The 24,184-nt window shown below is 73.8% G+C and carries 16 protein-coding genes and 2 pseudogenes; 11 read left to right on the top strand and 7 right to left on the bottom strand.

From position 1 onward, the window contains the following. Positions 1 to 11: 11 nt before the first annotated feature. The 4 genes from QSK20_RS24265 to QSK20_RS24280 are packed head-to-tail and all read left to right on the top strand — an operon-like array spanning position 12 to position 3,379. On the top strand, positions 12 to 881 hold the full coding sequence (locus tag QSK20_RS24265) for a branched-chain amino acid ABC transporter permease (protein WP_285790917.1): 870 nt from the start codon (positions 12 to 14) through the stop codon (positions 879 to 881). Further along, a complete protein-coding gene (locus tag QSK20_RS24270; protein WP_285790918.1) occupies positions 878 to 1,903 on the top strand; it encodes a branched-chain amino acid ABC transporter permease in 1,026 nt (341 codons plus the stop codon). Before QSK20_RS24265 ends, QSK20_RS24270 begins: the two co-directional genes overlap by 4 nt. Further along, a complete protein-coding gene (locus tag QSK20_RS24275) occupies positions 1,900 to 2,655 on the top strand; it encodes an ABC transporter ATP-binding protein (protein ID WP_285790919.1) in 756 nt (251 codons plus the stop codon). The genes QSK20_RS24270 and QSK20_RS24275 overlap by 4 nt, the downstream gene beginning before the upstream one ends. After that, the gene (locus tag QSK20_RS24280; RefSeq protein ID WP_285790920.1) at positions 2,645 to 3,379 is read left to right on the top strand and encodes an ABC transporter ATP-binding protein; all 735 of its coding nucleotides are present in this window, start codon (positions 2,645 to 2,647) and stop codon (positions 3,377 to 3,379) included. The genes QSK20_RS24275 and QSK20_RS24280 overlap by 11 nt, the downstream gene beginning before the upstream one ends. A gap of 25 nt (positions 3,380 to 3,404) precedes the next feature. Here QSK20_RS24280 and QSK20_RS24285 read toward each other — a convergent pair whose 3' ends face one another. Next, entirely contained in the window at positions 3,405 to 4,049 is a 645-nt protein-coding gene (locus QSK20_RS24285) for a response regulator (protein WP_285790921.1), read from the bottom strand. Further along, positions 4,046 to 5,152, bottom strand: coding sequence for a sensor histidine kinase (locus tag QSK20_RS24290; protein ID WP_285790922.1), 1,107 nt, complete (start codon positions 5,150 to 5,152; stop codon positions 4,046 to 4,048). Before QSK20_RS24290 ends, QSK20_RS24285 begins: the two co-directional genes overlap by 4 nt. Positions 5,153 to 5,264: 112 nt before the next feature. On the opposite strand from QSK20_RS24290, the gene QSK20_RS24295 reads away from it, so the two are divergent. Then, positions 5,265 to 5,996: an ABC transporter ATP-binding protein gene (locus QSK20_RS24295; RefSeq protein WP_285790923.1), complete on the top strand. Its 732-nt coding sequence runs from the start codon at positions 5,265 to 5,267 to the stop codon at positions 5,994 to 5,996. Then, complete coding sequence (locus QSK20_RS24300; RefSeq protein ID WP_285790924.1) at positions 5,993 to 6,757, top strand: ABC transporter permease; 765 nt, start codon at positions 5,993 to 5,995, stop codon at positions 6,755 to 6,757. The genes QSK20_RS24295 and QSK20_RS24300 overlap by 4 nt, the downstream gene beginning before the upstream one ends. Positions 6,758 to 6,828: 71 nt before the next feature. Here the strand turns inward: QSK20_RS24300 and QSK20_RS24305 are convergent, their stop codons facing one another. Together QSK20_RS24305 and QSK20_RS24310 are read right to left on the bottom strand one after the other, a co-directional pair. Further along, the gene (locus QSK20_RS24305; RefSeq protein ID WP_285790925.1) at positions 6,829 to 7,311 is read right to left on the bottom strand and encodes an SRPBCC family protein; all 483 of its coding nucleotides are present in this window, start codon (positions 7,309 to 7,311) and stop codon (positions 6,829 to 6,831) included. Between the two features lie 16 nt (positions 7,312 to 7,327). Continuing rightward, positions 7,328 to 8,161: an enoyl-CoA hydratase-related protein gene (locus tag QSK20_RS24310; protein ID WP_285790926.1), complete on the bottom strand. Its 834-nt coding sequence runs from the start codon at positions 8,159 to 8,161 to the stop codon at positions 7,328 to 7,330. Positions 8,162 to 8,289: 128 nt separating this feature from the next. Between QSK20_RS24310 and QSK20_RS24315 the strand changes: the two genes are divergently transcribed. From QSK20_RS24315 to QSK20_RS24325, 3 genes are read left to right on the top strand one after another with little or no spacing between them, the layout of a single operon-like run. After that, complete coding sequence (locus QSK20_RS24315; protein ID WP_285790927.1) at positions 8,290 to 9,534, top strand: aspartate aminotransferase family protein; 1,245 nt, start codon at positions 8,290 to 8,292, stop codon at positions 9,532 to 9,534. Continuing rightward, positions 9,531 to 10,556 (top strand): SDR family oxidoreductase, encoded by a 1,026-nt coding sequence (locus tag QSK20_RS24320; RefSeq protein WP_285790928.1) that lies wholly within the window; start codon positions 9,531 to 9,533, stop codon positions 10,554 to 10,556. The genes QSK20_RS24315 and QSK20_RS24320 overlap by 4 nt, the downstream gene beginning before the upstream one ends. A gap of 29 nt (positions 10,557 to 10,585) precedes the next feature. Further along, entirely contained in the window at positions 10,586 to 11,056 is a 471-nt protein-coding gene (locus QSK20_RS24325; RefSeq protein ID WP_285790929.1) for a type II toxin-antitoxin system RatA family toxin, read from the top strand. 59 nt (positions 11,057 to 11,115) lie between these two features. Here QSK20_RS24325 and QSK20_RS24330 read toward each other — a convergent pair. Further along, positions 11,116 to 11,802 (bottom strand): annotated as a pseudogene (locus QSK20_RS24330) (aminoglycoside phosphotransferase family protein); the annotation flags it as partial. A 198-nt stretch (positions 11,803 to 12,000) separates the two neighbouring features. After that, positions 12,001 to 17,571 (bottom strand): annotated as a pseudogene (locus QSK20_RS24335) (SDR family NAD(P)-dependent oxidoreductase); the annotation flags it as partial. Between the two features lie 214 nt (positions 17,572 to 17,785). Here QSK20_RS24335 and QSK20_RS24340 point away from each other — a divergent pair. Together QSK20_RS24340 and QSK20_RS32175 are read left to right on the top strand one after the other, a co-directional pair. Continuing rightward, positions 17,786 to 19,429 carry a fatty acyl-AMP ligase gene (locus tag QSK20_RS24340; protein ID WP_285790931.1) on the top strand — a complete coding sequence of 548 codons (1,644 nt, stop codon included), beginning with the start codon at positions 17,786 to 17,788 and terminating at the stop codon, positions 19,427 to 19,429. A 38-nt stretch (positions 19,430 to 19,467) separates the two neighbouring features. Continuing rightward, complete coding sequence (locus tag QSK20_RS32175) at positions 19,468 to 21,939, top strand: hypothetical protein (protein WP_352232311.1); 2,472 nt, start codon at positions 19,468 to 19,470, stop codon at positions 21,937 to 21,939. 73 nt (positions 21,940 to 22,012) lie between these two features. Here QSK20_RS32175 and QSK20_RS24350 read toward each other — a convergent pair whose 3' ends face one another. Beyond that, positions 22,013 to 24,145 (bottom strand): MMPL family transporter, encoded by a 2,133-nt coding sequence (locus tag QSK20_RS24350; RefSeq protein WP_285790932.1) that lies wholly within the window; start codon positions 24,143 to 24,145, stop codon positions 22,013 to 22,015. Positions 24,146 to 24,184 lie beyond the last annotated feature (39 nt).

Consider the following 24,184-nt stretch of genomic DNA (forward strand, 5'->3'; position numbering starts at 1 on the left):
GGCGCGGCCAGGTGGGCGGACTCCTCGACCAGCTCGTCAACGGTCTGACGCTCGGCTCCCAGTACGCCCTCGTGGCGGCCGGGCTGGCGCTCGTCTTCGGCGTCCTGGAGATCGTCAACTTCGCCCACGGCGAGCTGGTGATGGTCGGCGCCTACCTGCTGTACGCGGGCTCCGCGTACCTGGGCCTGCCGTACCCGGTCGCCGCGCTCGCCACGGTCGTCGGGATGGTGGTCGTCGGGATCGGGTTCTACCTGGCCGTGGTGCACCGGATCCTGCACCGGGGCTGGCAGGTCCAGCTCGTCGCCACGCTCGCCGTGTCGATCGTCCTGGTCAACCTGGCGATCGTGGTCGAGGGCTCGCTGCCCAAGACCGCCTACAGCGAGCAGAGCCTGCGCACCGTGGACCTCGCCGGAACCCCCGTCGCGGTGCAACGGCTGGTCGTGCTCGGAGCCACCGCGGCCACCTTCGGCGCGCTCGTGGTGTTCCTGCGCCACACCCGGACCGGGCGGGCGATGCGGGCGCTCGCGCAGAACCGTGAGGCGGCCGTCGTGGTGGGTCTGCCGGCCGCGCGGATCGGGTTGGTGACGGTGGCGACCGCCGCCGCCCTGGCCGGTGTCGCCGCGGCCACCATCACGCCGCTGTACAGCGCCTCGCCGACGATGGGGACGCTGCTGGCCGTCAAGGCGTTCGCCGCCGTCATCATCGGCGGCTTCGGCAACGTCACCGGCGCGGTGATCGGCGGCTTCGTCCTCGGCGTCAGCGAGGCCCTGGCCATCGGCTACGTCTCCAGCGCGTACGCCGACGTGATCGTCTTCTCCGTCATGATCGTGGTGCTGCTGGTCCGCCCGCACGGGCTGTTCGGACGGGTGGTGCGCGCGTGAGGGAGACCGGCAGGTCCGGAGGGCTCCGCGTCGAACCGGTGGTCTGGTCGCTCGGGGCGGTCTTCGCGGCCGTGCTGCCGCTGGTCCTCCCGGTGCCGTATTACCTCTCCACCGCGATCACCGCCCTCATGTTCGTCGCCCTGGCGGTCTCCTTCGACCTGGTGGTCGGCCGGATCGGCGCGCTCAGCCTGTGCCAGCCGGTCTTCTTCGGCTTCGGCTCGTACGTGGCGGCGATCCTGAGCACCCGGCACGGCTGGTCGTTCGGGGCGACCCTGGTCGTGGCCGCGTTGGCCGCCGTCGGCGTGGCCCTGGCCATCGGCGTCCCGTCGTTCCGGCTGTCGTTGCACGCCTTCGCGATCGCCACCCTCGGCTTCGCGACCATCGCGGTGCTGCTCGCCAAGAACTGGGTCGGCCTCACCGGCGGCCCGCTCTGCACCACCGGCGTGCCGGCGCTGACCCTGTTCGGCGTCGGACTCACCTCGCTGGCCGGGCAGTACTACGTCGTGCTGGCCCTGGCGGCGCTCACCGTCGGCGTCGCCTTCGGCGTCTCCCGCAGCCGGCTCGGCCTCGCCCTCACGGCGGTCCGGGACGATCCGGTGCTGGCCGCCGCCCGGGGCCTGTCGCCGACCGCGTTCCGGCTCACCGCGTTCGGCCTCTCGGCCGCGCTGTCGGCGACGGTGGGCGTCTTCAACGCCTACTTCCAGTCGGTGGTGTGCCCGGAGAACCTGGACATGTCCTACCTGACCGCGCTGCTGATCATGGTGTTCGTCGGTGGCCGGGGCAGCCTGCGCGGCGTGGTGTCGGCGGCCCTGCTCTTCACCGTGCTGCCGCAACTGCTGCACCTCGCCGAGGAGTGGCGGATGGTCATCTACGGGCTGGTCCTGCTCGGGGTGGTCATCGCCGTCCCGGACGGCCTGGAACGGGTGTTCCAGGCGGCCGGCCGACTCCGGCAGCCTCCACCACCGCCCCCGCCACCACCGGCGACGGCCCCACCGCCGCCGCGCGAGGAGGCGACCCGGTGAGCGGCGGGGAACTGGCGGTACGCGGGCTCGGCAAGGCGTACGCCGGGGTGCGGGCCCTGGACGACGTGTCGATCGCGGTTCCCGCCGGTGAGATCGTCGGCCTCATCGGCCCCAACGGATCGGGCAAGACCACCGCGATCGACTGCGTCACCGGCCTCCAGCGGCCCGACACCGGCACGGTCGAACTCGACGGCCGCGACGTCACCGGATGGCGACCCGACCGGCTGGCCCACCACGGGCTGGTCCGGACGTTCCAGCAGGTCCGCACGTTCGAGTCGCTGACCGTCCGGCACAACCTCCGGGTGGCCGCCCTCGGTCGCCGGCCCCGTTCCCGGCGGCTGGCCGACCTGGTCCGACCCGACCGGGAGGACCGCGCGCTGCGCGCCCGGCTCGACGAGCTCATCGACACCTTCGCCCTCGGCCCGGTCGCCCACCACCCCGCCGGACAGGTCTCCTACGGGCAGCGCAAGCTGATCGAGTTCGCCGCGGCCTGTGTGCTGCCGCCCCGGGTCCTGCTGCTCGACGAGCCGGTGGCGGCGGTCAACCCGACCATCGGGAACGTGATCCGGGACCGGATCCGGGACCTGAACGCCGCCGGCACCACCGTGCTCCTGGTCGAGCACAACATCGAACTGGTGGTCGGCCTCTGCCACCGGGTGGTCGTGCTCGACCAGGGTCGCACCCTCGCGCAGGGGAGACCCGGCGAGGTCATCGCCCGCGACGACGTCCAGGAGGCGTACCTTGGCGGCTGACCCCTCCGGGACCCCGGTGCTGGCCCTGCGTGACGTGCACGCCGGCTACCAGGACGTCGAGATCCTCCGCGGCATCGACCTGGACGTGCGCCGGGGCGAGACGGTGTGCGTCATCGGCGCGAACGGGGCCGGCAAGTCCACCCTGCTGAAGACGGTGTTCGGCATGGTGGGCACCCGGTCCGGCTCGATCCGGGTCGACGGCGTCGAGGTGAGCCGCGACTCCACCCGGGCCCGGTTGGCCCGGGGCGTCGTCCTCGTGCCGCAGGGGCGGTGCAACTTCCCCCGGATGAGCGTCGAGGAGAACCTGCGGATGGGCGGCTACACGCTGCCCCGGGGCGCGGTCGCGGCCGGGATCGACCGGGCGTACCAGACCTTTCCGGTGCTCGGCGACCGACGCGGCCAGGCGGCCGGCAACCTCTCCGGCGGCGAGCAGCAGCTCCTGGAGATGGCGATGGCGCTGATGCTCGACCCGAAGGTGGTGCTCATCGACGAACCGTCACTGGGGCTGTCCCCCCGGATGCGGCACCGCGTCTTCGCCGCGCTCCACACGCTGGCCACGCAGCAGGTGGGCGTGCTGCTGGTCGAGCAGAACGCGGTGCAGGCGCTGACGGTCGCCGACCGTGGCCTCGTGGTCGAGCTCGGCCGGGTCGCGAGGTCGGGAACCGGGCCGGGCATGCTCGACGACCCCGAGGTCCGACGCGCCTACCTGGGCCTGCCCGCCTGACCCGTCCCGACCGGTCGCCCGCCCCTCACCGCAGCACGCCCTCGTGCAGGGCCCGCAGCACCGCGTTGGTGCGGTCCCGCGCGCCGAGCTTGAGCAGGATCGCCGACACGTGGTTCTTGACCGTGCCCTCGGCGAGGAACAGCACGCCGGCGATCTCCCGGTTGGTGTACCCCTCGGCCACCAGCCGCAGCACCTCCACCTCGCGTTCGGTCAGCGCCTGCGGGCGGGTCGGGTCGACCCCGACCGGTGGCGGCGCGGAGCGGATGGCACGCAGCAGCCGGTCGGTGATCGACGCGGCGACGAGCGTCCCGCCGGCGGCGAGGGTCTTGACGGCCCGGGTCAGCTGCTCCAGCGTGACGTCCTTGAGCAGGTAGCCGCGGGCCCCGGCGCGCAGCGCGTCGAGGACGAGGGTGTCGTCGTCGAAGGTGGTGAGCACGAGCACGGGGACGTCCAGCCCGCGGTCGCGCAGCTGCCGCAGCGCCCAGATGCCGTCCCGGTGCGGCATGCGCAGGTCGAGCAGGACGACGTCGGGCCGCGTGTCGGCGACGACGTCCAGCGCCGCCGCCCCGTCGTCCGCCTCGCCCACCACCTCGATGCCGGCCACGGCCAGCAGGCCACGGATGCCCTGCCGGATCAGCGTCTGGTCGTCGACCACCACCACCCGGGTCATCGGACCGGCATCCGGGCGGTCAACCGGAAGCCCGACGTGCCGTCGTACCCGACGTCGCCGCCGAGCGCCGCGAACCGTTCGGCGATGCCGCGCAGCCCGTTGCCGGGGACCACCTCGGCCGCGCCCCGGCCGTCGTCGGTCGCGGTCAGCCGGATCGTGTCGCCGTCCCGTGCCACGCCGACCCGCAGCTCGTCCGCTCCGGCGTGCCGCAGCGTGTTCGTCACGATCTCCTGCACGGCCCGGACGAGCGCGGCGGTCTGCTCCTCGTCCGCCTCGACGTCGTCGCCCACCTCGACCACGACGTCCAGCCCCGGGACGTCGCGGCCGACCTCGCGGAGCGCCTCGGCCAGGTCGGTGGCGGGCCCGGCGCGCAGCGCGCCGACGGTGACGCGGACGTCGGCGAGCACGCCGCGGGCCACCCGGTTGGCCCGCTCGACGTGCTCCCGTGCCGCCTCGCCCCGGCGGTGCCGGGCGGTCTCCAGTTCCAGGGTGAGGACGGTGAGCTGGTGACCGATGAGGTCGTGCAGCTCCCGGGAGATGCGCAGGCGTTCCGCCGCGCGCGCCGAGCCGGCCAGCAGCACGCTCGCCGCCTGGAGGTCGACGTGCGCCCGGGCCAGTTCGCGGCGCAGGCGTCGTTCCCGGCGGATCGCGGTCAGGCTGAACAGCGTCGCGAGCTGGATCAGCGCGTAGAACGCGGCCATCATGACCAGCTCGACGCCGTCCCCGTGGTTCCGGTGCGCGGCGAGGGCGATCACGCCGGTGTTCAGCGCGACCACCGCGAGATCGACCGGCGGCCGGACCACCTCCGCGCCGAGCGCGGCGAGCACGACCAGCAGGACCGGCAGCAGCCCGGCCTGCGGGGCGGTCACCACGACGGCCCAGCCGGCGACGACGGCCACGGCGTAGGCGGCCCGGCGGGCGGCCAGCGGACCCACCTCCGCCACGGCGGCGACGGCCGCCACCATCGACGTCAGGAACAGGACGACCCAGAGCGGCACCGGCACGGCCGGCGTGACCAGGCCGAGCGGCACGGGTGACCCGGCGCCCAGGCACACGATGAGCATTGCGAGGCCCGACCACTCGTCGGGCCCGATCCGGCGCATGCCGCCAATCTAGCGGCCGGGCCGGCCGGTCCAGGGGTGCCGGAAGTCATGGTCGGCCCGACTGACCTGTGGCACAGGCGGCGGACCGGGTGTGGCGACCAGCATGGCAGCCATGAAGGAACCCGCCATTCAGGTCGAACACCTGCACAAGCGGTACGGCCACGTCGTCGCGGTCGAGGACGTCAGCTTCCAGGTGGCGACCGGTGAGGTGCTGGGCGTCCTCGGGGCGAACGGGGCCGGGAAGACCACGACGATCGAGATGATCGCCGGCCTGCGGATCCCGGACCGGGGACGGGTCAGGGTGCTCGGCCTCGATCCGCTCCGCGACCGGGCGGCCCTGCGTCAGGTGCTCGGCGTGCAGTTGCAGCAGGCGTACCTGCACCACGCGCTGACCGTCGTCGAACTCGTCGGCCTCTACCGCAGTTTCTACCCGAACCCCCGCCCGGTTGCCGAGCTGCTCGACCTGGTCGAGCTGGGCGGGCAGGCCCGGACGCGCTTCGAGAAGCTCTCCGGTGGCCAGCAGCAGCGGCTCTCCATCGCCCTCGCCCTGGTCGGTCGCCCGCGCGTGGTGATCCTCGACGAACTCACCACCGGGCTCGACCCGCGGGCCAGGCGACGCGTGTGGGCGGGCATCGAGGAACTGCGCGACGAGACCGTGCTGCTGGTGAGCCACGCGATGGACGAGGTAGAGCGGCTCTGTGACCGGGTCGCGCTCCTCGACGGCGGCCGGATCGTGGCCCTGGACACCCCGACGGGCCTGGTCGCCCGGGCCGGCGTCGGGAACCTGGAGGAGGCGTTCGTCGCCCTCACCGGCCGGGAACTCGTGGGGGAGGACGTCGCATGACCGGGGTGACCACCCGGCGTCCGGGCCCCCGGTCCTGGCTGACCCTCGTCCGGTGCGAGGCGAGGATGGTCGTCCGGGACACCGCCGGCCTGGTCGTGCCGATCGTCCTGCCGCTACTGATCATGGTGATGAACGCCTCGGCCGCCGGTGACCAGGAGGTCGTCGCCGGCCGCTCGGCGCTGGACGTCCACGTGCTGCCGCTGGTCTTCACGATCGTGCTGGCCTCGATCGGTCTGATCAACATGCCGAGCTTCCTGGCCTACTACCGCCGCACCGGCATCCTGCGCCGGCTCGCGGTCACTCCGGCCTCGCCGGTGATGGTGCTGGTGGCGCAGATGGTGGTGAGCCTGGCGCAGGCCGTCCTCGGCATCGGGGTGGCCCTCGCCGTCGCCGTGTCCGCCTTCGGGGCCCGCCCGCCGGTGGACGTGGGCGTCGCGTTCGGCGTCGCCGGGCTCGCGGTCGCCGCGATGTACGGCGCGGGCATGATCGTCGCCTCGCTGGCGCCGTCGCCGAACTCCGCCGTCGCGATCGGCCTGATCGCCTTCTTCGCGCTCGGGGCGGTCGGCGGGCTGTTCGGCGGCACCGCCGCCCTACCGGACCCGGTGGCGCGGGTCGGCTCGTGGCTGCCGTTCGGCGCGACGGTCGAGGCGCTCTCCGCCGCCTGGGCCGGCGCGTCCGTGGACGCGTCGAACCTGGTCGGCCTGGCGGTCACGGCGGTCGGCGGTACGGTCGTGGCCGCGCTGCTCTTCCGCTGGCAGTGACCGCGCCGGAACCCGGGCGGCCGGTCTTCCACTGGCAGTGACCGCGCCGGAACCCGGGTGGCCGGGACGCCTCAGGCGGCTTCCAACTCCCGCTTCAACCGGCGCAGCGTCTCCCGCATACCGTCCCGGTTGACCACCGGACGTTCGGTCGCGGCCCGGCCGGTGAAGACCCGACCGAGCAGGCGTGCCGCGCCGTTGCGGCGGTCCTGCCAGTACTCGGTCACGTCGGTGCCGGCGCCGGTCTCCGCGAAGCGGTATCCCCAGCGGGCCACCGGCTGGCCGAACGTGGTGACGTCGAAGGCGAACTCCTCGCCCGGCGTGGCGGTGACGACCCGGCAGGTGGTGAACCAGAGGAACGGGCCGCGACGGTTCCAGCCGACGAAGCGCTCCGGGCGTCCACTGTCGCGTCGGGTGACCCAGACCGCGAAGCACTCCGGGCTCCACCGGGCCATCCGTCGGACGTCGGCGACGGCGGCGTACACCGTCCGGGCCGGCGCCGCCACGGTGATCCGTTCGGTGATCTCCGGGCCCGCCCCGGTCGACTGCGGCGTCACCGGGCCAGCATAGGGGTCACTCGCCGAGCCAGGGAAGGTAGCCGGGAAGGTCCTTGCCGACCCGGCCGGGGAACGCGGGGCTGCGCCGCTGCCGGAAGGAGGCGAAGCCCTCCTGGGCGTCGGGACTGTCCACCGCGTCGGCCGAGAGCCGGGAGTCCAGGCGGTGGGCCGGGTACGGCGAGTCATGCGCGCTCATCCGGTAGAGCATCTGCCGGATGACCGCCACCGACACCGGCGCGGTCGTGGCGATGAGGGTCCGGGCGAGCTGGTGCGCCTTGTCGAGGAGGTGCTCCGGTTCGTGGACACTGTGCACCAGGCCGGCGGAGAGCGCCTCGGCGGCGTCGAAGGCCCGCCCGCTGACCATCCAGTCCAGAGCGGTCCCCATCCCGACCAGGCGGGGGAGGAACCAGGCGGACGCGCCCTCGGCGTAGATGCCGCGCCGGCTGAACACGTACCCGAACCGCGCGTCGGTGGCCGCGAGGCGGTAGTCGGCCGGCAGGATGATGGTCGCGCCGGCGCCGACGGCCGCGCCCCGGATCGCGGCGATGACCGGCTTGTTCATCTCGAAGATCCGCATCGAGCAGCGGCCGGCGGGCTCCGCCCAGGCGGCGTCGGGATCGTCGGGCGTGTCCAGCTCCGACGTGGACAGGTCCAGCCCGGCGCAGAAGTGCTCGCCCGCTCCGGTCAGGATGACCACCCGCACGTCGTCGTCGGAGTCGGCGCGGTCGAACGCGTGGGCGAGCTCGTCGGCCATCCGCACGGTGTAGCCGTTGCGCTCCTCCGGACGGTTGAGCGAGATCGTGACGGTCTGGTCGGCAACGGCATAGGTGATCTCGCGATACGCGTCCACGTGGGCACCTTAGATCAACTTCAGTTTGCGCAGCAATCCTCCGTCTCCCCGGCCCGACTGACCGTCCGGATGCGAGCGTCGTCCGGCTCGCCCTTGATCGGTTGTCGCCCGTCGGGCACACTTCCGCGGTGTCCTCCGATGTCTTCGACCTGTACCGCCGGCACCTGGGTGAGGGGCAGGGGCGGGTCGCGGCCATGCTCAACACGCCGCTGGAAGTCGGCGCCACGGGCGCGGTCGTGCACACCGCCGACGGTCGCCAGCTGCTGAACTGCGCCGGCTACGGCGTGTTCCTCGTCGGTGCCGGCCACCCGGCCGTACGCGCGGCCGTGCACGAGCAGATCGACCGCCAGGCGCTCTCCACCCGGGTGCTGCTGAACGAGCCCGCGGCGCGGGCCGCTGCGGCGTTGACCTCGGTGGCGCCGGAGGGTCTGGACAAGGTGCACTTCTCCACCTCGGGCGCGGAGGCGGTGGAGACCGCCATCAAGATCGCCCGAGCGAACGGGCGGCACCGGCTGGTCTCCATGCACAGCGGTTACCACGGCAAGACCACCGGAGCGCTCTCGCTCACCGCCCGGTCGCTCTACCAGGACCCCTTCCGTCCACTGTTGCCGGAGGTCGTCCACGTCCGCTTCGGTGACCTGGACGAGCTGGCCGCCGTCGTCGACCGGGACGTCTGCGTGGTCGTGGAGCCGGTGCAGAGCGAGGGCGGGGTGATCATCCCGGAGCCCGGCTACCTCAAGGCGGTCGAGGAGCTCTGCCGCGACCGGGGCGCGATGCTGGTCCTCGACGAGGTGATGACCGGCCTCGGACGCCTCGGGACCTGGTGGGGAGCGGACCGCGACGGGGTGCGGCCGGACATCCTGCTGGTCGGCAAGGCGCTCAGCGGAGGCCTGGTGCCGGTCGCGGCGACCCTGGCGACCAGGCAGGCCTTCGCGCCGCTCGACAAGGACCCCTACCTGCACACGTCCACCTTCTCCGCGGCGCCCATCGCGATGGCCGCCGTCCGCGCGACGGTCGAGGTGATCCGGGACGAGGGCCTGGTCGACCGCGCGGGCGCCCTGGGGGCGCGGCTGCTGGCGGCGTTGACCGAGGCGGTGGGCGTGATCGGACACCTGGTGGCCGAGGTCCGTGGCGTCGGGCTGCTCATCGGCGTCGAGTTCCGGGCCGGTCACCACGCGGCGGAGTTCCTGATGGACCTGCTCGACAACGACGTGGTGGTGAACCACTCGATGAACGCGCACCCGGTGCTCCGGCTGACCCCGCCGGCGACCATGACGCCGGCCGAGGAGGCCCGGCTGGTCGCCTCGTTCGCGCGTGCCTGTGCCGCCCTGGCCGCACGTTTCCCCGCCGTGACGACCGGTCCCACGGCATGACCAGACGCACCGTCCTGGTCACCGGCGCGAGCGGCGTCGTGGGCACCGCCGTGCTGTCCGAGCTGGCCGGGCACGACGTGATCGCCGGGGTGTTCCGGCGTCTGCCGGCCGGCTCGGACCGGGTCGTCCGGCTGGACCTGCACGCCCCGTCGTTGGGGCTCGACCGCCGTGCCTACCGGGAGTTGTGCGCGGAGGTCGACGTGGTGGTCCACTCGGCCGCCATCGTCAACTTCTCCGCCGACCAGGCCGAGGTCGACCGGCTCAACATCGAGGGCCTCGGCCGGGTGATCGAGTTCGCCGCCGAGGCGGACGCCGTCCTGGTCCACGTCAGCACCGCCTACGTGTCCCGGCACGGCCGGACCGGTGGCGGCGGCCGGCTGGGCACGGAGAAGACCGCCGCCCGGACGGACGAGTACGTGACGTCGAAGTACCTCGGCGAGCGGATGGTCCGCGACAGCGGCATCGACGCGGTGATCGTCCGTCCGGCGATCGTCATGGGCGACTCCCGCACCGGGGTGATCCGGCAGAAGCAGGGCGTCCACCAGCTCGCCGAGTACCTGCTGACCGGGAAGCTTCCGTTCATTCCCGCGCACCCCGGCACCTTCTTCGACCTCGTGCCGCAGGACATGGTCGCCCGGGGCATCCGCGCGGTCATCGACGCCGGCCTGCGCGACGGCGAGTACTGGTTGACCGCCGGGCCCGCCGGCATGCCGGTGGAGCGTTACCTCGACCTGGTCACCGAGGTCGGCCGGGACAGCGGGATCGACATGCCCACGCCCCGGCTCGCGGACCCGTCGATCGTGGACCGCCTGGTGCGTCCCGCGTTCGCCGACGTCCTCGCCGCCGAGGACCTGGCCCGGTTGGACGGCGTGGTGGCGGTCTGCGGACTGGTGATCATTCCGGAGCTGCTGCCGACGTCGTTCGGGACGATCCCCCACGGGCCGCCCGCGATGACCGCCGCCGAGGTCGAGGACGCGTGGCGGGTGTCCCTGCACCATCTTGTCCAGGGGTTGCAGTCATGATCTTCAACCCGAGCTGAGGAGACCGTCTGATGGAGTGCTCGGTCGTCGTGCACGCGCTGCTGCCCGGGGCGGATGCCAAGGAGTCGTTCGACCGGCTGGCCGACTTCGCCGCCTACCCGAACTTCACCGACACGGTACGGACGGTCGGGGTGACCCAGGTCAGCCCGACCGAGGTGGAGTCCACCTGGGAGGTGAACTTCCGCAAGGGCATCCTGGTCTGGACCGAACGTGACGAGATCGACCCGGTCGCACGCCGGATCGCCTTCGACCAGTTGACCGGCGACTTCGCCATGTTCACCGGCTCCTGGCTGGTCGTCGAGGTCGGCGACGACGTGCGGGTGGAGTTCGCGTCCCGGTTCGACCTCGGCATCGCCTCCCTGGCCAGCCTGATCGACCCGGTGGCGTGCGCGGCCCTGCGCGACGCGGTCCGGGACATCCTGCTCGGGCTGTTCGGCTCCGGGATCGAGGTCCACGCGGTGGAGGCCGCCCCGGTGGCCTGAGCCGGTCACCGGTCCGTCAGGTCCCCCTGCCGCCCGCCACGAGGGTGCTGCGCCGGACGTCAGGGCTGTCGAAGCCGACCGAGCGCGTGACGGAGAAACGTGTCGCGGCGCTCGTTCAGGGTGGCGGGGCTGAGGTCCCCTCGGCCCTGGTCGTGGATGGCGGGGGCGAACACGGCCAGGTCTCCCGGCATGTTGAGCGCGGCGGTCGCGTCCCAGAAGGCGAGGTCCCGCGCGGGTTCCCCCGTCGCCTGTTCCCATCCGGCCAGCACCTGATCCGCGGCGTCGCCGCCGAACCTGAGCGCCGCGTCCGGGCGGAGCGAGGACAGGTCGACACCGTGGTGGCCGACCCCGGCCATGTCCCAGTCGACGATGCCGGTGAGCGTGTCACCGTCCCACAGCAAGTTGCCCTGCCAGAGGTCACCGTGGACGAGCACCTGCCTGCCCGTAAGCACCGGAAGCCGGCGCAGGTGCGCGTGGACGGCCCGCAGCAGTGGTGTGGTCCGGTCGGTTCCGAGTCGGCGTTGCCGGGGAAAGTCGCTGGCCGGGATCGGGCGGGTGCGTACCGGCAGGTCCGGTGCGGGCACGGCGTCGACGGCGTGGAGCATGGCGGCGGCCGCGCCCAGAGCGCGGAGCCGTTCCGGTGTCGGCTCGACCGGAATCGTGCTCCGGCCGGGCACCGCGGTCTCGAGCACCGACCGTGCTCCGGTGCCGCTGGCGCCGGTGTCCAGCCCGAGGACCGCCGGCGCCGGAACGCGCCGCGATCTCCGTGGCGAAGCCGGTCGGCGGGTGAGCGGACATCCGCTACCGCACGCAGTTGTGGCAGCTCAGATGTACGACACGCCGAGCGGACTGCACCTCAGGCAGCCGCGAAGCCTCGGACACCCAGTTGGTGTCGGGGCGGGCGATCCGCGCCGAACACCCGTTTGCGGCTGCGTGACGAGGCACTAGTCCAGAAGGTCGAAGAAGTCGTCCCCCGTCGCGTCGACCTTGTCCGAACCGGCGTCCACGCTCGACATGAGGCGACCGATGGCGTCGGCGAGCCGCTTGCGGGCCACCGCGTCCAGGGTGAGACTCGCCAGGTCGGACTCCAGCCGGGTCAGGTCCTCGAGCACCCCGAGCGCCGTGGTCGCCCGCTCGGGCATCAGCTCGCCCCGCAGGTACCCGACCAGCTCGCGCACGTTCGGATAGTCGAGGACCAGCGTGGCCGGCAGGGTGAGCCCGGTCGCGGTGGCCAGGCGGTTGCGCAGCTCCACGGCGGTCAGCGAGTCGAACCCGAGGTCGGTCAGCGACCGCGAGCCGTCCAGCTCGTCGCCGGACGCGTGGCCGAGGACCCGGGCGATCTCGGCGAGCACCATCTCCCGCAACACCCGGTCCTGTTCGGCGGGGGGAAGTCCGGGCAGGGTACGGGCAAGGTCCGCGCCACCCGGACGGGCCCCGCCGCCGTCGGTCGACCCGGGTCCACCGGCGATGTCGGGCCCGACCGGTCCGGTGGCCGGTGCCGGAGCGGCGACGCCGGAGCCGCGCGCGTCCGTGGCGAGCAGAGCGTGCAGTACGGCCGGAACCGCCCGCCGGTCGTGCCGGCCCAGCAGCGCGGCGTCGACCTCGGCGAGGACCCGCGTCGCCGCGTCCGAGTCGAGCGCGTCCTCCAGCAGGTCCAACCCGCGCTCCGCCGACAGCGGCGCCAGCCCGATCTCCCGCATCCGGCGCAACCCGGCGGCGCTCACCTGCTCGGCCATGCCGGCCGGCAGTTCCCACAGACCCCACGCCAGCGACTGCGCCGGCAACCCGCTCGCGCGCCGGTGCTGCGCGAGGGCGTCGAGATAGGCGTTGGCCGCCGCGTAACCCGACTGTCCCGGCGACCCGAGCAGCCCGGCGGCGGAGGAGAACAGCACGAACGCCGCGAGGTCGCGCTCCCGGGTCTGCTCGTGCAGGTGCCGTGCGCCGTCCGCCTTCGGGCGCAGCACCGCGGCCACCCGCTGGGCCGTCTGCGCCTCGACGACGCCGTCGTCGAGCACCCCGGCCAGGTGCAGCACCGCGGTGAGCGGATGCGCGGCGGGCACCGATCCGAGCACCTCGGCCAGGGCGGTCGGGTCGGCGACGTCGCACGCGACGACGCGTACCGACTCGGCGCCCGCCTTCTCCAGCTCGCGGACCAGGTCGGCGGTGCCGGGGGCGTCCGGCCCGCGCCGGGAGGTGAGCAGCAGGTGCCGGGCCCGGCCCCGCTCGACCAGGTGCCGTGCCACGAGGTGACCGAGGGCACCGGTCGCGCCGGTGAGCAGGACCGTGCCGTCCGGGTTCCACGGGCGGGGGGCGGGTGCTTCCGGGGCGCCGGACGCGGCCCCGACCGCCCGGTGGAGCCGGGGCGCCAGCAGGTTCCCCGCGTCGACGGCGACCTGCGGCTCACCGCTGACGCCCGCCGTGGCCAACGCCGACCGTGACTGTGGCGCGTCGTCCAGGTCCACCAGGACGAACCGCCCGGGATGCTCGGACTGCGCCGACCGCAGCAGCCCCCACGCCGCCGCCTGGGCCAGGTCACGCGGGGGGTCACCGACCGCGCCCCGGGTCACCACCGCCAACCGGGCCGTGGCGTACCGGGGCTCGGCCAACCAGCGGTGGACCAGGCGCAGCGCGGCCGGAACCACGGCGTGCGGGTCGTCGCCACCGGCCGGGAGTTCGGCGAAGACCACGTCGGGGACCGGGTCGGACGCCGCCAGGTCGTCGAGCCACACCACCGTGGCCCCGGACCGGGGCGGGTCCACCGGCACCCACCGCAGCTCGTACGATCCGCCCGGCGCGGCCGGCCCGCCGGGAAGCTGGTCGGTGGCGACGGGCCGCAGGGCGACCTGCCGGACCGAGGCGACCGGCGCGCCGGCGGCGTCGGCGAGGACGACGTCGACGCCGTCCGCCACGCGGGTCAGCCGGACCCGCAACGTCGAGGCGCCGTGGGCGTGGAGCTGAAGGCCGGTCCACGTGAACGGCAGCGCGATCCCGCCCTCCGGGTCGGCGTCGCCGACCAGGCCGAGCGCGTGCAGCGACGCGTCGAGCAGGGCCGGGTGCAGCAGGAACCCGTCCGTGCCGGCCGCCCCGGCGGGCAGCGTCACGTCGGCGAAGACCTCGTCGCCCCGCCGCCACGCCCGTCCGAGCCCCTGGAAGACCGGACCGTAGTCGTAGCCGGCGGCGCGCAGGCGGTCGTAGAGGCCCGCCGTGTCCAGCGGTGTCGCGCCCGGCGGCGGCCAGATCCTCAGCCGGGTGGCGTCACTGGTCCGCACCGGCGCGACCGCGCCGGTCGCGTGCGGGGTCCACGGCCCGTCGGGGTGGCGCGCGTGGATCGTCAGCGGACGCGTCCCGCCGACCTCCGGCTCGGCGAGGACCACCCGGGTCTCGACGACGCCGGTCTCCGGGAGCACCAGCGGGGTCTGCAACAGCAGCTCGACCACCTCGGGACATCCGGCGTGGTCGCCGGCCCGCGCCGCCAGCTCCGCCAGCAGCGCGCCCGGCACGACGACGGCGCCACCGATCCGGTGGTCGGCGAGCCACGGCTGCGCGGCGACCGACAGCTCACCGGTCAGCAGCAGCCCGCCACGGCCCGACGCCGCCGGCACCTCGACCGGTTCCCCGAGCAACGGCCGGACCGACGGCGTCAGCCAGTACCGCCGACGTTGGAACGGATAGGTGGGCAGCTCCACGTGCGGTCCGGTCCCGCCGACCACCGTGGTCCAGTCGACGTCGACGCCCGCGACGAAGAGGCGGGCCAGCGCCTCCCGCGCCGAGTCCGCCTCGTCGCGTCCGGCGCGCAGCAGCGGCACGGCGACCGTCCGGCCGCCGGTGGGGTCGGCGGCGTCCAGGTCGTCGACGCAGTCGAGGACCATGGCGGAGAGCACGCCCCCGGGACCGACCTCCAGGAACCGGGTCACCCCCTGGTCGCGGAGCCGTCGCACGCTCTCGGCGAACCGCACCGGTTGCCGTACGTGCCGGCTCCAGTGCCCCGGGGCGATCGCGTCGACCGTCTGCCCCGTCTCGTTGGCGACCAGGGCGATCTCCAGCGGCGCGTGGGTGAGCTGCGCCTCCAGCGCGCCGAACTCCGCCAGCATCGGGTCCATCAGCGGCGAGTGGAACGCGTGGCTGACCCGCAGGCGGGTGGTCTTGCGGCCCCGGGCGGCGAACGCGTCGGCGACCGCCTGGACCGCGTCCTGCGGGCCGGCGACCACGACCGAGGCCGGGCCGTTGACGGCGGCGAGACCGACCCGCGCCGCCGGGTCGGCGATCAGCGGCTCGACCTCGTCCGGGGTGGCCTGGATCGCGACCATCGCGCCGCCGGCGGGCAGTTCCTGCATCATCCGGCCACGCGCGACGACCAGCCGGGCGGCCTCGTCCAGCGACAACGCGCCCGCCACGTGCGCGGCGGTGATCTCGCCGACCGAGTGGCCGAGGACGACGTCCGGCCGGACCCCCCAGTGCCGCAGCAGGCGGTACAGCGCCACCTCCACGGCGAACAGGGCCGGCTGGGTGTACCCGGTCCGGTCCAGCAGGTCCGCGTCGTCGAGGACGGTCCGGACCGGACGGTCCAGGTGCCGGTCCAGCGCGGCGCAGACCTCGTCGAGAGCCGCCGCGAACCGTGGTTCGGCCGCGGCCAGGTCCCGTCCCGTCGCCGCCCGCTGCGACCCCTGCCCGGAGAAGACCAGGGCCAGCCTGCCCTCGGCGGCCGTGCCGGTGACCACTGTCGGGGCGTCCCGTCCGGCGGCGAGCGCGGCGAGGCCGTCACGGTCGGACACGACGGCCCGTCGCTCGAACCGGGTACGCGCGGCGGCGGCCGCCGCCACCGCGCCGAACGGCAGGTCCGGCCGGTCGTCGAGCAGGGCGTCGAACCGCCCGGCCTGCTCGTGGAGGGCGGCCTCGGTCCGCGCGGAGAGCACCAGCGGCCCGGCCGTCGTCGTGCCGCCGGTCGGTCCAGGCTCGTCCGGCGTCTCCTCCAGGATCACGTGGGCGTTGGTGCCGCTGATCCCGAAGGAGGAGACCGCCGCACGGCGCGGCGCGGTCCCGCCCGGCCAGGGCTGCTCCTCGGTGAGCAGGCGCAGCGGGCCGGCCGACCAGTCCACGAACGGGGTCGGCTCGTCGACGTGCAGCGTGCGGGGCAGCCGCCCGTGCCGCAGCGCGAGCACCATCTTGATCACGCCGGCCACGCCGGCCGCCGCCTGGGTGTGACCGATGTTGGACTTGACCGACCCGAGCCAGAGCGGGTCTTGCCGTCCGGCGCCGTACGCGGCGAGCAACGCCTTGGCCTCGATCGGGTCGCCGAGCCGCGTTCCGGTGCCGTGCCCCTCGACCGCGTCCACGTCGGAGGGCGCGAGTCGCGCGTCGGCGAGGGCGTCGGCGATCAGTCGCTGCTGCGACGGGCCGTTCGGCGCGGTCAGTCCGTTGGACGCCCCGTCGGAGTTGACCGCGCTGCCCCGCAGGACCGCCAGGACGCGCCGACCGTTCCGGCGGGCGTCGGCGAGACGTTCGAGGACCAGCACCCCGGCGCCCTCGGCCCACCCGGTCCCGTCGGCCGCCGCCGCGAACGACCGGCACCGTCCGTCGGGGGAGAGGCCGCGCTGGCGGCTGAACTCGGTGAAGACCAACGGTGTCCCGAGCACGGTCACCCCACCGGCCAGCGCGAGGGCGCACTCCCCGGCACGCAGCGACCGGGCCGCCAGGTGCAGGGCGACCAGCGACGACGAACAGGCCGTGTCCACCGACAGCGACGGCCCCTCCAGGCCCAGCGTGTACGACACCCGTCCGGAGACGACGCTCGACGCGTTGCCGGCGAGCAGGAAGCCGCCGACGTCCGGCGGGACGGCCCCGAGGGGCGGCGCGTAGTCGTTGCCGATGACCCCGGTGAACACGCCGGTGCGACTGCCCCGCAGCGCGCGCGGGTCGATCCCGGCCCGCTCCAGCGCCTCCCAGGAGATCTCCAGCATCAGCCGCTGCTGCGGGTCGGTGGCCAGCGCCTCCCGGGGCGACAGCCCGAAGAATCCGGCGTCGAAGTCACCCGCGTCGTAGAGGAAACCGCCGTGTCGGGCGTACGTGGAGCCGGGCTGGTCCGGGTCGGGGTGGAACAGGTCCGGATCCCAGCCCCGGTCGGTGGGGAACGGGCCGATCCGGTCCCGCCCGTCGACCAGGTCGGCCCAGAACGCGTCCGGAGTGGACACTCCGCCCGGGAAGCGGCAGGCCATCGCCACGATCGCGATGGGATCGCCGGTGGCGACCGCCTCTCCACCGGACGGACGGACCGCGACGGTGGTGGTGGGTCCGGCCGGTCCGGCCTGCTCCGCCAGGTAGGCGGCGAGCGCCGCGGGGTTGGGGTGGTCGAAGGCGAGCGTGCCGGAGAGCGGCAGTCCGCTCGCGTCGGCCAGCCGCTCGGTGAGTTCGAGCGCGCTCAGCGAGTCGAAGCCCATGTCGGCGAACGCCCCGTCGGGCGGAACGTCGTCACGCGGGCGACCCAGTACCGCGGCCGCCTCGGTGCGAACGACGTCCAACCACCACTGCTTCTCGGGGTCCCCCACCGGTCGCCGCCTTTCCGCGCACGTCACCCACCACGCCTCGGCGACCCGCCCACCGAGTGGCGCCCATCCTCCATCGGGGGCGGCGATCGGCACAACATACGGCCGCCGGGAATCCCGCCTCGGTCGCCTATGGTCACCGTCGGTACGGCTGTCCTATCCTGTGGCCCATGATCCAGGCGCGACTGTCATGAGTCGTTTCGTCGACACCGTCGTCGGCACCGCCGCCCGCTCGACGCGTGGCATGGTCACCGGCGCTCCCACCGACCCGGTGCGGCGGAGCTGGGGCGACCTGCACGCCGCCGCCCGACGCACCGCGGCGGCCCTGGTCGAGAGTGGACTCCGGGCCCGTGAGGCGGTCGCGGTCCTGGCCGGCGACCCCGGTCAGGTCGCACAGGTCGTCCAGGGTGTCTGGTTGGCCGGCGGCAGCGTGACCATGTTGCACCAGCCCACCGCGCGCACCGACCTGGCCGTCTGGCGGGACGACACGCTGCGTGTCCTCCGCATGATCGACGCGCGTCTGGTGCTGGTGGGCGCGCCGTTCGAGGCGATGGCCGGGGTGCTTCGCGAGCAGGGCATCGCCCACCGGATCATCGCCGACCTGGACAGCGACCGGGAGTTCACCGTCGTGCCAGCCGCCGAGGACGACACCGCGCTGCTCCAGTTGACCAGTGGCTCGACCGCCGAGCCGAAGGCCGTCCAGATCACCCACCGCAACCTGTGTGCGAACCTCGTGGACAGTGTGGCGCGCCTGGAGTGCGGCGACTCCGACGTGGTGGTCAGCTGGCTGCCGCTCTTCCACGACATGGGTATGGTCGGCTGCCTGCTGCTCCCGATGTTCAGCGGCGCCGAACTGGTCAGCGTCACTCCCGCCGAGTTCCTCGGCCGTCCGCTGGTGTGGGCCGAGCTGATGAGCCGGTACGGCGGCACGATCACGGCGGCCCCGAACTTCGCGTACGCGATCCTGACCCGGCAGCTCGCCCGCATCGAAGCCGGTTCGCTCGACCTGTCCCGGATGAAGTCCGCGTGCAACGGCGCGGAGCCGATCGACCCGTCGACGGTGGAGGCGTTCGTCGCGGCGGGAGCCCGGTTCGGCCTGCGGCCCGAGGCGATCAACTGCTGCTACGGCGCGGCGGAGAGCGCCCTGGTGATCTCGCTGTCGGATCTGTCCGACCCGATGCTCCTCGACACCGTCGACGCTCTGGAACTGGAGAAGAACCGGCGGGCGGTGCCGGTGCCCGACGGCCAGCGGACCGGGGTGCGCCGGCTGCCGCTGCTCGGGGTCGCCTTCGGAAGCGTCGCCGTCCGCGTGGTCGACGACTCCGGCGCCGAGCTGGGCGACCGTGAGGTCGGCCGGCTGCAACTGCGCGGGGAGTCGGTGACCCGGGGTTACCTCACCGAACAGGGGCCGGTCGCCGCCCTGGACGACGACGGCTGGCTGGACATCGGCGACGAGGGCTACCTGGTCGACGGCCAGATCGTCGTCTGCGGGCGCGAGAAGGACGTCATCATCATGGGGGGCCGGAACATCTACCCCACCGACATCGAACGCGCGGCCGCCTCGGTCGACGGCGTCCGGGACGGCAACGTCGCGGCGGTGCGGCTGATGGCTGGCGACGGCGTGGCACGGGAGTCGTTCGCGGTGCTTGTCGAGTCGCGGCTCGCCGGTGACCCGGCCAGCGAGAAGGCGCTGCGTGACGCGGTCGTCCACCGGGTCGTCGCCGAGATCGACGCCCGTCCCGCGTCGGTCGTCGTCCTGCCGCCGGGCTCCCTCCCGAAGACCCCGTCCGGCAAGCTGCGTCGTGCGGCGGCCCGCGCGCTCGTCCCGGGCTGACCACCACCACCGACCGTCCCGCCGCTGGAGGAACCCCGATGCGTTCACTTGACCAGGCGCGCGCCCTGTGCGAGTCCTACCTGCCGGGGCTGATCGACGGGCTGTCGGCGCTCCCCTTCGAGCAGCGGGAGTCGTCCGGCGGCGCCACGCTGCCGGTGTTCCGGGCCAGCGGGGGCCCCGGCCTGGTGATCCCGAAGGACTACGGCGGGCTCGGCGCCACCCCGCTGGACGCGGTACGGGTCATGCGGGCGATCGGCGCGCACGCGCCGTCGCTGGCGGTGGGGACCACGATGCACCACTTCTCGGTGGCGACGCTGTTCACCTTCGCCGAGAGCATCAAGAACTCCGGCATGGAGTGGGCCCTGCTGGAGGCGATCACCAGCCGTAACCTGCTCGTCTCCTCCGGGTTCGCCGAGGGGCGTCCGGCCCAGGGGATCCTCGCCCCGACGATGACGGCCACCCCGGCCCCGGGCGGTTACCGGATCAACGGGTCGAAGAAGCCGTGCAGCCTGAGCCACTCGATGGACCTGCTCACGGCCAGCGTGGCGGTGCCGTCCTCGGACGGCGGGCAGCAGACCGCGTTCCTGCTCATGCCGGCCACGCTGCGCGGCATCACGCGGCACCCGTTCTGGGGCAGCAGCGTGCTGGCCGGCGCGGAGAGCGACGAGGTCCGGCTGGCCGACGTCTACATCGAGGAGGAGCTGGTCATCCCGACCGAGAACGGTCCGGACGGGATGCTCGACGACCTCCAGACCACCGGGTTCATCTGGTTCGAGCTGCTCATCACCGCCTCGTACCTGGGCATGGCGAGCGCGCTTGTGGAACGCGCCCTGGCCGCCCGCCGGGCCGCGATCACCGACCGGGCCGCCCTGGGCACCCGGATGGAGACGGCGACACAGCTGCTCGAGGGCGCGGCCCGCGCCATGATGGCCGGCGAGACGGACAACGACGCGCTGGCCCGCGTGCTGATGGCCCGCTACGGCGCGCAGGACGCCATCGCCGACGCCGCCCGGCAGGCGGTCGAGATGCTCGGCGGGATGTCGTTCATCGGTTCGCCCGACGTGGCGTACCTGATCGCGGCGTGCCAGTGCGTCGCGTTCCACCCGCCGTCGCGGGCCAGCATCGCCGCGGCGATGGTCGACTACCTCGACGGGAGTGGTCCGTTCCTGATGTCCGACGCCGCGCCGACCGCCGCCACGCCGGCCCCGCCGCCGCAGCCCGCACCGGCCCCGCCGGGCAACCCCGCGCCGCCGGTCGCCGCGCCGACCGCCGCCACGCCGGCCCCGGCGTCGACGGCCGCCGCGCCGACCGCCACCACACCGGCCGCCCCGACGCCGACCGCCGCCGTGCCGGACCCCGTCCCGGCGGCGAACGGGACCACACCCACCGTCGCCGCGACGGCTCCCGCCGCAGGGTCGGCTCCGGTCCCCGGGCCGCCGGCCCCCGCCCCGAGCGGATCCGCCCCGACCGTCAAGCCCGCGTCGCTCGCCCGGCCCGCGGCCCCGTACGTCGTCGCCCCTCCCGAGACGCCCCGCGTCGCCGGCCGGTCGACGATGACGGCGGACGACGCCGCCGACTGGGACAACGCGACCTCCCTGTTCGACGGGGCGGAGGGGCTCCGGCTCACCGCACGCGACTGCGACCTGCGGTACTGGTTCGCCAACGTCCCGGAGCGGACGCTGCGCGGCAACGTCGTCGGGTACGCGCCGGGGCTGGTGACCCCGGACTTCCTGCGGGAGCCGGGACCGCTGCGGGACGCGCTGGTCCAGGAGGTCGCGTTCCGGGCGCTGGCCGAGGAACGGGCCGCCCGCGCGATCGGTTACATCGTGGCGTGCGCGCCGGACTCCACGACGATGGAGTTCTACGCCACCCAGCTGATGGACGAGACCCGGCACGCCATGATCTTCCGGAACCACCTGCGGAACCTCGGCGTCGACGAGCGGGACGTCGCGGACGTCATCGCGCAGCAGACCGCGGCCGACCAGGCGGGCATCCTCGACCCGCTGGAGGAGCTCGGGATGCCGATCGTGCGGGACCAACGGGACTTCGTCGGTGGCGTGGTGCTGCTGACGATCCTGGTGGAGGGGTTCCTTGCCCCGTCGTTCGAACTCAGCGAGCGCAAGTGGCGACCCCTCGATCCCCGGATGGCGGACATGGAGAAGGGCGCCGGCATCGACGAGGTGCGCCACCTGGCCGTCGGCACCTCGATCATCCGTGAGCACCTGCAACGGCACCCCGACGAGAAGGAACGACTCGTCGAGCTGATCCGGGGCGGTATGCGGCTGTGGGAGCAGCTGCCCGTGGCCGACCAGCTCAACCGCTGGGAGAACTGGTTCCAGGAGGGCATCGCGCCGCACGTGGCGACGATCGGTGACTACGAGGTCTGGGACGGCCGCCGGCTGGTGGACACCACCCCGGAGGAGCGGATCCAGAAGGCCCTGGAGGTCACCAGCACGGTGCACTCCACCCGGCTCACCGACATGGGTCTCGGCCGGGCGCTGATCTTCTGACCGGTCGGTGCGGGCGGGCCGGTGTCGTGTCGACCCGTCCGCACCCCGCACGGCGGGGGAGAGGGACCACTGGTCAGTCGGCCGGGCGGCCCTCGCGGATCCCCCACCGGCTGTAGAGCGGTCGCAGGGGCCCCGGCACCCACCAGTTGAGCCGGCCGAGCAGCCGCATGGTGGCGGGCATCAGCAGCGCCCGCACGATGGTGGCGTCGACGACGACGGCGATGGCCAGTCCGACGCCGATGATCTTCACGACCAGCACGCTCGACGTCGCGAACGACACGATCACCACCACGAGGAGCAGAGCCGCGCTGGTGATGATCCGGCCCGAGCGTTGCAGGCCGACGGCGACCGCCTCGGTGTTGTCGCCGACCAGGTCGTAGTGCTCGCGGATGCGGGAGAGCAGGAACACCTCGTAGTCCATGGACAGCCCGAACGCGACCGCGAAGATCAGGATCGGTTGCACCACGTCGATGTTGCCGGTGGAGGTGAAGCGGAGCAGTCCGTCGAGGTGGCCGTCCTGGAAGATCCACACCACCGCGCCGAACGCGGCGGTCAGGCTCAGCACGTTCATCAGGATCGCCTTGACCGGCAGCACCAGCGAGCCGAACGAGAAGAACAGCAGCACGAACGTGGTGACCAGCACCAGCAGCGCCATCCACGGCAGTCGCTCGACGAGCATGTCCATCAGGTCGGCGAAGCCGGCGGCGTCGCCCCCGACCAGCACCGTGCCGCCGGAGGGCGGTGCCACGGCGCGTACCGCGTCGACCAGTTCCCGTCCCTGCGCGGAGATCGGCTCCGCGTCGAACCGTACGGTGACCCGCGCGGTGTCGCCGGAGAGGCCGGTGACGTCCGCGTGCCGTACGTCGGGCAGCGCGGCCACCCGGTCCACGTAGGCGGCGAGTTCCGCCCGCCCGGCGGGCTCGGCCGCCGGGCCGTCCAGCGTGACGACGGCGTCGATCGGCCGGGTCACGCTCTCCGGGAACGACGCCGTCAGGGTGTCCTGGACCTGCCGGCTCTCCGCCGTGGCGGGCAGGACCCGGGTGTCCAGCCAGCCGTAGGAGATGCGCAGGAACGGCAGGCCGAGAAGAACCAGCACGGCGATGACCGCGCCACCGACCAGGACGGGGCGGCGCATCACCGTCCGGGCGATGCGGGCCCACGCGCCGGAGTCCGGGTCGGCGCCGCCCGGCCGACGTCGCCGTTCCCGCAGGCGGGGACCGAGCAGGGCGAGCATCGCGGCCATCACGGTCAACGAGAAGAAGCCGGCCAGCAGCACGGCCGCGACCCCGCCGACGGCGATGGACCGCAGGAACACCTGGGGGAAGACGGCCAGGCTGGCCAGGGCGAGCGCGACGGTCACCGCGGACACGACGATCGTCCGGCCGGCGGTGACCATGGTGCGCCGCAGCGCCTGCGGCACCGGGTGGCCCGCGCCGAGTTCCTCCCGGAACCGGCTGACCATGAAGAGGCTGTAGTCGACGGCCAGCCCCAGGCCGAGCAGGGTGACCACGTTGACGGCGAAGATCGAGACGTCGGTGAACTGCGCCAGCAGTCGGAGGCCGGCCAACGAGCCCACGATCGCCAGCACCCCGACCAGCACCGGCAGCAGCGCCGCCAGCACGTTGCGGAAGATGAGGACGAGCAGCAGGAACAGGATGGGCAGGGCCAACGCCTCGGCGCGGGTCAGGTCCGCCTTGCTCTGCGTGTTGACGTCGTCGACCAGCGCCAGCGGACCGCCGACCGTGACGTCGAGGTCCGGACTGGTGAGGCTGTCCTTCACGGCCAGGTAGTTGGTGAGCCGGTCGTTCTCGGTGGCGCCGGCGATCTGCACCGCCGCGAAGGTCTCCCGCCGGTCGGTGCTGACCAGGGCGGACGCGTTGGTCCGCCAGTAGTCGGTGACGCCCTCGATCCGCTCGGCCGGGAGCCGGTCGAGGACCTGACGGGCGGCGTCGCGGTAGGCGGGTTCGTCGACCGTCCACCGGTCGTGGCCGAAGAGCACGACGACGTCCGCGTCGTTGCGCCCGAGCCGGTCCCGCTCGACCTCCTCGGCCCGGGAGCTCTCGCTCGCCGCGTAGGTGAAGCCACCGGCGGCCAGGTCGTCGAAGGCGTTGGCGCCCCAGGCGCCGGCCGCGGCGAGGAACACCACGGCCCCGGCGATCACCCACCAGCGGACCCGGTGCGTGAGCCGGCCGAGGACGTCCAACATCGCAGTCTTCCCTTCGTTCGACCGGCGGTGCTCCGCGGC

The organism is Micromonospora sp. NBRC 101691 (assembly GCF_030269285.1).
In the GTDB taxonomy this organism is placed as follows: Bacteria; Actinomycetota; Actinomycetes; order Mycobacteriales; family Micromonosporaceae; genus Micromonospora; species Micromonospora echinospora.

Excerpts from the sequence above, each read along its gene's own strand:
- QSK20_RS24285 (WP_285790921.1), bottom strand. The coding sequence starts at position 4,049 with ATGACCCGGGTGGTGGTGGTCGACGACCAGACGCTGATCCGGCAGGGC.
- QSK20_RS24290 (WP_285790922.1), bottom strand. The coding sequence starts at position 5,152 with ATGCGCCGGATCGGGCCCGACGAGTGGTCGGGCCTCGCAATGCTCATC.
- QSK20_RS24295 (WP_285790923.1), top strand. The coding sequence starts at position 5,265 with ATGAAGGAACCCGCCATTCAGGTCGAACACCTGCACAAGCGGTACGGC.
- QSK20_RS24300 (WP_285790924.1), top strand. The coding sequence starts at position 5,993 with ATGACCGGGGTGACCACCCGGCGTCCGGGCCCCCGGTCCTGGCTGACC.
- QSK20_RS24320 (WP_285790928.1), top strand. The coding sequence starts at position 9,531 with ATGACCAGACGCACCGTCCTGGTCACCGGCGCGAGCGGCGTCGTGGGC.
- QSK20_RS24325 (WP_285790929.1), top strand. The coding sequence starts at position 10,586 with ATGGAGTGCTCGGTCGTCGTGCACGCGCTGCTGCCCGGGGCGGATGCC.
- QSK20_RS24340 (WP_285790931.1), top strand. The coding sequence starts at position 17,786 with ATGAGTCGTTTCGTCGACACCGTCGTCGGCACCGCCGCCCGCTCGACG.
- QSK20_RS32175 (WP_352232311.1), top strand. The coding sequence starts at position 19,468 with ATGCGTTCACTTGACCAGGCGCGCGCCCTGTGCGAGTCCTACCTGCCG.
- QSK20_RS24350 (WP_285790932.1), bottom strand. The coding sequence starts at position 24,145 with ATGTTGGACGTCCTCGGCCGGCTCACGCACCGGGTCCGCTGGTGGGTG.